The sequence below is a fragment of the Pseudomonas sp. B37(2017) genome (genome assembly GCF_002112885.1).
Lineage (GTDB): Bacteria > Pseudomonadota > Gammaproteobacteria > Pseudomonadales > Pseudomonadaceae > Aquipseudomonas > Aquipseudomonas paraglycinae.
In genome coordinates this window covers 138452-146703 of the sequence record NZ_NEIX01000012.1, presented here as the reverse complement: position 1 = coordinate 146703, position 8252 = coordinate 138452, and the positions used below count along the sequence as shown (strand labels likewise).

Sequence of the window (8252 nt, the reverse complement as noted above, 5' to 3'; positions counted from 1 at the left end):
AGCTGATGCGGTGTATTTAAACCCAGAGCGCCCTGATTTTAAGGGTTCAACTGGCTAACAACGATTGGAACAAGGCGACAGGTGCCTTGACACGCACCGCGTTTGTCAAAAGTGACTCGCTGTAAGAGCGAAACCGCCAGCGGCAGCTCCCGAAGCAACGGATATGCCCCCAATAAAAAACCGCAAAAACAAAAACGGCCCCCATTCTCATGGAGGCCGTTCCCGGTACAACGCTAAGACGCTATCGCAAGACAGCTCTTATTTGCGGTCTTCCAATTTGGTGATATCCCGCGACTCATAACCCGTGTAAAGCTGGCGCGGACGGCCAATCTTGTACGGGCTGGAGAGCATTTCCTTCCAGTGCGAAATCCAGCCGACAGTACGTGCCAGGGCGAAAATCACAGTGAACATGCTGGTCGGAATGCCGATCGCCTTGAGGATGATCCCCGAGTAGAAGTCGACGTTCGGGTACAGCGAGCGCTCGATGAAGTACGGATCGGTCAGGGCGATCTCTTCCAGGCGCATGGCCAGTTCGAGTTGCGGATCGTTCTGGATGCCCAGTTCCTTCAACACTTCGTCGCAGGTCTGCTTCATGACAGTCGCGCGAGGGTCGCGGTTCTTGTAGACGCGGTGACCGAAGCCCATCAGCTTGAACGGATCGTTCTTGTCCTTGGCCTTGGCGATGAACTTGTCGATGTTCGAAACATCGCCGATTTCATCGAGCATGGTCAGCACGGCTTCGTTCGCACCGCCGTGGGCAGGGCCCCACAGTGCGGCGATGCCGGCGGCGATACAGGCAAACGGGTTGGCACCCGAAGAGCCCGCCAGACGCACGGTGGAGGTCGAAGCGTTCTGCTCGTGGTCGGCGTGGAGGATGAAGATCCGGTCCATGGCCTTGGCGAGTACCGGGCTGATCGGTTTGATCTCGCACGGGGTGTTGAACATCATGTGCAGGAAGTTTTCCGCGTACGACAGGTCGTTGCGCGGGTACATCATGGGTTGGCCCATGGAGTACTTGTAAACCATCGCGGCCAGGGTCGGCATCTTGGCAACCAGGCGGATCGCGGAGATTTCGCGATGCTGCGGGTTATTGATGTCGAGGGAGTCGTGGTAGAAGGCCGAGAGGGCGCCGACTACACCACACATGACGGCCATCGGGTGGGCGTCACGGCGGAAGCCGTTGAAGAAGGTTTTCAGCTGCTCGTGAACCATGGTGTGGTTCTTCACGGTGCCGACGAACTGGGCCTTTTGCTCTGCAGTCGGCAGTTCGCCGTTCAGCAGCAGGTAGCAGGTTTCCAGGTAGTCCGACTTTTCAGCCAGCTGTTCGATCGGGTATCCGCGGTGCAGCAGGATGCCGTTGTCGCCGTCGATATAGGTGATCTTCGATTCGCAGGAAGCGGTCGACATGAAACCGGGGTCGAAAGTGAAGCGGCCCGTGGCCGTCAGGCCCCGAACATCGATAACATCGGGACCAACGGTGCCGGTTAAAATGGGCAGCTCGACGGGGGCTGCGCCCTCGATGATCAACTGCGCTTTTTTGTCAGCCATGTGGCCTCCTATTTATGCTTGAAATCATCAGACAGACCCCCCACGCAGGGCCCGCACCACTATAGTGAGATAAATTCGAATGTCAATTTGCCTAAAGTCTTGCTCCAGAAGGCTTTAACCGTACTTTTTCCTCGAAATTGCCTGCCATTTACGCCTTTTATACGACTTGTGCAATCCGCTATTGGGGGTAGGCGATTGCGTTGTCATTAGTAGCCTAACTGTCTATACTCGGCGACCGACCGCCAAGGGCTTTTGGGCTTGCTTTCATTGGGGGTCGCATCCCTGGGTGGTGGTTACCTGACCAGTGCACTCCCCAACAACTTTGCCCTGATTGTTAGGGGCTCTTCAGTGTGAAAAAAAAGCCGTGAAAAGCCAACGACCTGTAAACCTAGACCTAAGGACCATCAAACTCCCCATCACCGGCGTTACGTCGTTTCTTCACCGTGTTTCCGGCATCATCCTCTTCCTAGGCCTTGGCATCATGCTTTATGCATTGGGCAAATCCCTGGGTTCCGAGGAAGGTTATGTCGAGGTGAAGGCATGCTTGACCAGTCCGCTGGCCAAGTTCGTAGCATGGGGCCTCCTGTCCGCTCTTCTGTATCACCTGGTTGCCGGTGTGCGCCACTTGATCATGGACATGGGCATCGGTGAGACGCTGGAAGGCGGCCGCCTGGGCTCGAAACTGATCATCGCCGTTTCCGTGGTGCTGATCGTTCTGGCAGGAGTTTGGATATGGTAACCAGCGTTACAAACCTTTCGCGTTCGGGCCTCTATGACTGGATGGCACAGCGTGTGTCTGCGGTCGTTCTCGCGGCTTATTTCATCTTCCTGATCGGCTACCTCGTCGCGAACCCGGGCATTGGCTACGACCAATGGCACGGCCTGTTCGCCCACAACGGAATGCGTATCTTCAGTCTGCTGGCACTGGTTGCCCTGGGCGCTCACGCCTGGGTCGGCATGTGGACCATCGCGACCGACTACCTGACGCCAATGGCGCTGGGCAAGTCCGCGACTGCAGTACGTTTCCTTTTCCAGGCAGTATGCGGCGTCGCGATGTTCGCTTACTTCGTCTGGGGTGTGCAGATTCTCTGGGGTATCTGATTCATGGCTAACATTCCAACGATTTCTTTCGACGCCATCATTATTGGTGGCGGCGGTGCCGGCATGCGCGCAGCGCTGCAACTGGCACAGGGCGGTCACAAGACTGCCGTGATCACCAAGGTTTTCCCGACCCGTTCGCACACTGTGTCCGCACAGGGCGGCATCACCTGCGCCATCGCTTCGGCCGACCCGAACGATGACTGGCGCTGGCACATGTACGATACCGTCAAGGGTTCCGACTACATCGGTGACCAGGACGCTATCGAATACATGTGTCAGGAAGGCCCGGCTGCCGTTTTCGAGCTGGACCACATGGGTCTGCCGTTCTCGCGTACCGAGCAAGGCCGTATCTACCAGCGTCCGTTCGGCGGTCAGTCGAAGGATTACGGTAAAGGCGGGCAGGCTGCCCGTACTTGCGCCGCTTCCGACCGTACCGGTCACGCGCTGCTGCACACCCTTTATCAGGGCAACCTGAAAGCCGGTACCACGTTCCTGAACGAGTACTACGCTGTCGACCTGGTGAAAAACCAGGAAGGCGAATTCGTCGGTGTGATCGCAATCTGCATCGAAACCGGCGAAACCACCTATATCCGCGCCAAAGCCACCGTACTGGCTACCGGCGGTGCAGGTCGTATCTATGCGTCCACTACCAACGCCCTGATCAACACCGGTGACGGCGTCGGCATGGCTCTGCGTGCTGGCGTGCCGGTACAAGACATCGAAATGTGGCAGTTCCACCCGACCGGTATCGCCGGCGCCGGTGTACTGGTTACCGAAGGTTGCCGTGGTGAAGGTGGTTACCTCATCAACAAGCACGGCGAGCGTTTCATGGAGCGTTATGCTCCGAACGCCAAAGACCTGGCCGGTCGTGACGTTGTTGCCCGTTCGATGGTTAAAGAGATCATTGCCGGCAACGGTTGCGGTCCGAATGGCGACCACGTAATGCTCAAGCTCGACCACCTGGGCGAGGAAGTGCTGCACAGCCGTCTGCCAGGCATCTGCGAACTGTCGAAGACTTTCGCGCACGTTGACCCGGTGGTTGCTCCGGTTCCGGTTGTTCCGACTTGCCACTACATGATGGGCGGCGTTGCCACCAACATTCACGGCCAGGCGATCACCCAGGACGCCGAAGGCGTGGATCAGATCATTCCTGGTCTGTTCGCGGTAGGTGAAGTGGCTTGCGTATCGGTTCACGGTGCCAACCGTCTGGGCGGCAACTCGTTGCTCGACCTGGTGGTATTCGGCCGCGCTGCCGGCCTGCACCTGGAGAAGGCGCTGACCGACGGCATCGAATACGACGACGCTACCGAGGCCGACATCGAAGCTGCCCTGTCGCGTCTGAACGCCCTGAACAACCGTACCGACGGCGAAGACGTCGCTACCCTGCGTCGCGAGCTGCAAAGCTGCATGCAGAACTACTTCGGTGTATTCCGTACCGGCGAATACATGCAGAAAGGTATTGCCCAGCTGGCTGATCTGCGCAAGCGCATCGCGAATGTGAAGATCAACGACAAGTCGCAGGCGTTCAACACTGCACGTATCGAAGCGCTGGAACTGCAAAACCTGCTGGAAGTGGCTGAAGCTACCGCCATCGCTGCCGAAGTACGTAAAGAGTCCCGCGGCGCTCACGCCCGTGAAGACTTCGAAGACCGTGACGACGAAAACTGGCTGTGCCACACCCTGTACTTCCCGGGTGACAAGCGCGTCACCAAGCGTGCCGTGAACTTCTCGCCGAAGACTGTTCCGACTTTCGAACCTAAAGTCCGGACTTATTAAGGGTGACCGCCATGTTGCAAGTCAGTGTTTATCGTTACAACCCTGATCAGGACGCTGCGCCGTTCATGCAGGAATTCCAGGTCGATACCGGTGGTAAAGACCTGATGGTGCTGGACGTGCTGGCCCTGATCAAAGAGCAGGACGAGGGTTTCTCCTATCGTCGCTCCTGCCGTGAAGGCGTCTGCGGCTCCGACGGCATGAACATCAACGGCAAGAACGGCCTGGCGTGCATCACGCCGCTGTCCGCTGTCGTAAAAGGTAACAAGCTGATCGTTCGTCCGCTGCCAGGTTTGCCGGTTATCCGTGACCTGGTTGTCGATATGAGCATCTTCTACAAGCAATACGAGAAGGTTAAGCCATTCCTGCAGAACGACACGCCGGCTCCGGCCATCGAGCGTCTGCAGTCCCCTGAAGAGCGTGAAAAGCTCGACGGTCTGTACGAGTGCATCCTGTGCGCTTGCTGCTCGACCTCTTGCCCGTCCTTCTGGTGGAACCCGGACAAGTTCCTGGGTCCAGCTGCCCTGCTGCAAGCGTACCGCTTCCTGGCAGACAGCCGTGATACCAAGACGTCCGAGCGTCTGGCGTCCCTCGATGACCCGTTCAGCGTCTTCCGCTGCCGGGGCATCATGAACTGCGTCAACGTATGTCCGAAAGGCCTGAACCCGACTAAGGCCATCGGTCACATCCGTAACATGCTGCTTTCGAGCGGCGTGTGATTCAGCTGCTGTAACCGCTGTACCCGCAGAGGGCTTAGGCGCGGGCTTCAACCCGCGCCATGGCTATAACCAGAGCAGCAGCCATAAGCTGCGGCTCTTATTTTGAAGAAATGAGACAAGCAGGGGCATCCGGGCTGGTACCCGGACTATCAGTGTGATCCTAAGTGGCTTGTTTTGGTCGCTGCATTCGGACTTCTGCAAGCTTGCTCGGTGTCGACACCGATGGTGTTCCCCTAACCGAGGGTGACCAAGCATGCAAGAAAGCGTGATGCAGCGCATGTGGAACAGCGCCTACCTTTCAGGTGGAAACGCTGCCTATGTGGAAGAGCTCTACGAGCTCTACCTGCACGACCCTAACGCTGTGCCAGAAGAGTGGCGCACCTACTTTCAGAAGCTGCCTGCCGACGGCAGCTCTGCCACCGATGTTTCGCACTCCACAATTCGCGATCATTTCGTGCTGCTGGCAAAGAACCAGCGCCGCGCCCAACCGGTTTCCGCCGGCAGCGTGAGCAGTGAGCACGAGAAGAAGCAAGTTGAAGTGCTGCGATTGATCCAGGCCTACCGTATGCGTGGCCACCAGGCAGCCCAGCTTGACCCGCTGGGGCTGTGGCAGCGTCCTGCACCTGCAGACCTGTCGATCAATCACTACGGCTTGACCAATGCCGATCTTGATACGACCTTCCGTGCCGGCGACCTGTTCATCGGCAAAGAGGAAGCGAGCCTACGCGAAATTCACGAAGCGTTGCAGCAGACATATTGCCGCACCATCGGCGCTGAATTTACGCACATCACCGATTCCGAGCAGCGCCAGTGGTTCCAGCAGCGTCTGGAAAGCGTGCGTGGCCGTCCGGAATATTCCGCGGACATCAAGAGCCACCTGCTCGAGCGCGTGACTGCCGGTGAAGGCCTGGAAAAATACCTGGGCACCAAATACCCGGGCACCAAGCGTTTCGGTCTGGAAGGCGGCGAAAGCCTGATTCCGATGCTCGACGAACTGATCCAGCGTTCCGGTTCCTACGGCACCAAGGAAGTCGTCATCGGCATGGCCCACCGTGGCCGTCTGAACGTACTGGTCAACACCTTCGGCAAGAACCCGCGCGAGCTGTTCGACGAGTTCGAAGGCAAGAAGAAGGTCGAGCTGGGTTCCGGTGACGTTAAATACCACCAGGGCTTCTCGTCCAACGTAATGACCACCGGCGGTGAAGTTCACCTGGCCATGGCGTTCAACCCGTCCCACCTGGAAATCGTTTCCCCGGTGGTCGAGGGTTCGGTTCGCGCCCGTCAGGATCGTCGCAACGACCCTACCGGTGAGAAGGTTCTGCCGATCTCCATCCACGGTGACGCGGCATTCGCCGGTCAGGGCGTGGTGATGGAAACCTTCCAGATGTCGCAGACCCGCGGTTTCAAGACCGGCGGTACCGTGCACATCGTGATCAACAACCAGGTCGGTTTCACCATCAGCAACCCGCTGGACTCGCGTTCCACCGAGTACGCGACCGACGTTGCGAAAATGATCCAGGCGCCGATCCTCCATGTGAATGGTGATGATCCGGAAGCCGTATTGTTCGTGACCCAGCTGGCCATCGACTACCGCATGCAGTTCAAGCGTGACGTGGTGATCGACCTGGTCTGCTACCGTCGTCGCGGCCACAACGAGGCCGACGAGCCAAGCGGCACCCAGCCTCTGATGTATCAGCAGATCACCAAGCAGCGCACCACTCGTGAGCTGTACGCTGATCGTCTGACCCAGGCCGGTGTGCTGGACGCAGAGCGTGTTCAGGCGAAAGTCGACGAATACCGCAACGCGCTGGACAACGGTCTGCACGTAGTGAAATCGCTGGTCAAAGAGCCGAACAAAGAGCTGTTCGTGGACTGGCGTCCGTATCTGGGCCACGCCTGGACTGCGCGTCACGACACTCGTTTCGACCTCAAGACCCTGCAGGAACTGTCCGCCAAGCTGCTGGAAATTCCGGAAGGCTTCGTGGTTCAGCGTCAGGTCGCGAAGATCTACGAAGACCGTCAGAAGATGCAAGCCGGCGGCCTGCCGATCAACTGGGGTTACGCCGAAACCATGGCGTACGCGACCCTGGCGTTCGAAGGTCACCCGATCCGCATGACTGGCCAGGACATCGGCCGCGGTACGTTCTCGCACCGTCACGCTGTGCTTCACAACCAGAAAGATGCCGGTACCTACATTCCGCTCAAGCATCTGTATGAAGGTCAGCCACGCTTCGACCTGTACGACTCGTTCCTGTCGGAAGAAGCTGTACTGGCGTTCGAATACGGTTACTCGACCACCACGCCGAACGCGCTGGTGATCTGGGAAGCCCAGTTCGGCGACTTCGCCAACGGTGCACAGGTCGTTATCGACCAGTTCATCACCAGCGGCGAGCACAAGTGGGGCCGTCTCTGCGGTCTGACCATGCTGCTGCCACACGGCTACGAAGGTCAGGGCCCTGAGCACAGCTCGGCGCGTCTTGAGCGTTACCTGCAGCTGTGCGCCGAGCACAACATTCAGGTGTGCATGCCGACTACTCCGGCCCAGATCTACCACTTGCTGCGCCGTCAGGTGATTCGCCCGCTGCGCAAGCCATTGGTCGTTCTGACTCCAAAGTCGCTGCTGCGCCACAAGCTGGCCATCTCGACCCTGGAAGATCTGGCCGAAGGTTCGTTCCAGACCGTTATCCCGGAAATCGATGCACTGGACCCGAAAAAGGTCGAGCGCGTTGTTCTGTGCAGCGGCAAGGTCTACTACGACCTGCTGGAAAAACGTCGTGCCGAAGGCCGCGAAGATATCGCCATCGTGCGTATCGAGCAGCTGTACCCGTTCCCTGAGGACGACTTGAAAGAAGTCCTGGCTCCTTACACCAACGCCAAAGCGGCCGTGTGGTGTCAGGAAGAGCCGATGAACCAGGGCGCCTGGTACTGCAGCCAGCACCACCTGCGTCGCAGCATCAGCAACCTCAACAAATCTCTCGTACTCGAGTACGCGGGCCGTGAGGCTTCTGCTGCACCTGCATGTGGTTACGCATCGATGCACGCCGAGCAGCAGGAACAACTGCTGCAAGCCGCGTTTACCGTTTAACGCCTTCGCGCACCTGAAACCGAATT

At 58.3% G+C, this 8252-nt stretch carries 6 protein-coding genes; 5 read left to right on the top strand and 1 reads right to left on the bottom strand.

Annotated elements, in window-relative coordinates:
* Nucleotides 1-258: 258 nt before the first annotated feature.
* A complete protein-coding gene (gene gltA, locus CAF90_RS25325; protein ID WP_007959044.1) occupies nucleotides 259-1548 on the bottom strand; it encodes a citrate synthase in 1290 nt (429 codons plus the stop codon).
* Between the two features lie 364 nt (nucleotides 1549-1912).
* On the opposite strand from gltA, the gene sdhC reads away from it, so the two are divergent.
* From sdhC to CAF90_RS25300, 5 genes are all read left to right on the top strand, one after another.
* Entirely contained in the window at nucleotides 1913-2287 is a 375-nt protein-coding gene (gene sdhC, locus CAF90_RS25320; RefSeq protein ID WP_011333113.1) for a succinate dehydrogenase, cytochrome b556 subunit, read from the top strand.
* Nucleotides 2281-2649 (top strand): succinate dehydrogenase, hydrophobic membrane anchor protein, encoded by a 369-nt coding sequence (sdhD, locus tag CAF90_RS25315; RefSeq protein WP_007959040.1) that lies wholly within the window; start codon nucleotides 2281-2283, stop codon nucleotides 2647-2649. The genes sdhC and sdhD overlap by 7 nt, the downstream gene beginning before the upstream one ends.
* Before the next feature lie 3 nt (nucleotides 2650-2652).
* A complete protein-coding gene (gene sdhA, locus CAF90_RS25310) occupies nucleotides 2653-4425 on the top strand; it encodes a succinate dehydrogenase flavoprotein subunit (protein WP_085608857.1) in 1773 nt (590 codons plus the stop codon).
* 11 nt (nucleotides 4426-4436) lie between these two features.
* Nucleotides 4437-5141: a succinate dehydrogenase iron-sulfur subunit gene (locus CAF90_RS25305; protein ID WP_007959035.1), complete on the top strand. Its 705-nt coding sequence runs from the start codon at nucleotides 4437-4439 to the stop codon at nucleotides 5139-5141.
* A 253-nt stretch (nucleotides 5142-5394) separates the two neighbouring features.
* Complete coding sequence (locus tag CAF90_RS25300) at nucleotides 5395-8226, top strand: 2-oxoglutarate dehydrogenase E1 component (RefSeq protein ID WP_085608856.1); 2832 nt, start codon at nucleotides 5395-5397, stop codon at nucleotides 8224-8226.
* The last annotated feature ends 26 nt before the right edge of the window (nucleotides 8227-8252 follow it).

What these genes read in the sequence shown, in the direction of transcription:
- gltA (WP_007959044.1), bottom strand. Translation starts at nt 1,548, where the DNA reads ATGGCTGACAAAAAAGCGCAGTTGATCATCGAGGGCGCAGCCCCCGTC.
- sdhD (WP_007959040.1), top strand. Translation starts at nt 2,281, where the DNA reads ATGGTAACCAGCGTTACAAACCTTTCGCGTTCGGGCCTCTATGACTGG.
- sdhA (WP_085608857.1), top strand. Translation starts at nt 2,653, where the DNA reads ATGGCTAACATTCCAACGATTTCTTTCGACGCCATCATTATTGGTGGC.
- CAF90_RS25305 (WP_007959035.1), top strand. Translation starts at nt 4,437, where the DNA reads ATGTTGCAAGTCAGTGTTTATCGTTACAACCCTGATCAGGACGCTGCG.
- CAF90_RS25300 (WP_085608856.1), top strand. Translation starts at nt 5,395, where the DNA reads ATGCAAGAAAGCGTGATGCAGCGCATGTGGAACAGCGCCTACCTTTCA.